Origin of the sequence: Acetobacter lambici (assembly GCF_011516885.1) — a bacterium.
GTDB lineage: Bacteria > Pseudomonadota > Alphaproteobacteria > Acetobacterales > Acetobacteraceae > Acetobacter > Acetobacter lambici.
Map to the genome: position 1 here is coordinate 1 of NZ_WOTD01000172.1, position 640 is coordinate 640.

The following is a 640-nucleotide window of genomic DNA, read 5'->3' on the forward strand; positions in this document are numbered from 1 at the left end:
TTAACCCCGGACCAGATGGCCAACAGCAACGCCGTCAGAAGGGCGGCATAACAACAACCGGGTATAGCTTATCAAGCCCGCAAAACTGTCCGAACAGACGGGACCACCTCTCTGCACCATCTGGATGTGCCCTGGCTGGTCTCTGACATCATCCAGCGCGAAGGACGTATCGAACGCCAGGGCAACCAGAACCCCGAAATACGGCTTTACGCCTACGCGCAGGAAGGCTCGGTAGATGCCACCAACTGGCAGCTGCTTGAACGCAAGCTGCGCTTCATCGCCATGGCCATGTCCGGTGACCGGTCCATCCGGCGTGTGGAAGATCTGGATAGCGATGGCAACCAGTTCGCCATGGCCAAGGCGCTGGCCTCTGGTGATATGCGGCTTATGCAGAAAGCCGGTCTGGAAGCGGAACTCGCACGGCTCGAACGCCTCTATGCCGCCCATTACGATGATCAGTTTGCCGTGCGTCGGGCTGTCCAGCAGGCCGAGCGCGAGATCGCCTGGGCGCAGGCACGGATCCCGCTGATCGAGGCTGATCTGGCGGCCCGTGTGGCCACGCGCGGTGAGGCTTTCAGCTTCGAGACCGAACGCGGTGTGATCACCGAGCGTGAGAAGGCGGGGGCGTTCCTGCTGGCCC

General features: G+C 61.9%; 1 pseudogene. It reads left to right on the forward strand.

Annotated features, from left to right (window positions below):
- Nucleotides 1–108: 108 nt before the first annotated feature.
- Nucleotides 109–640, forward strand: a pseudogene (locus GOB86_RS15720) (lactate dehydrogenase); the annotation flags it as partial.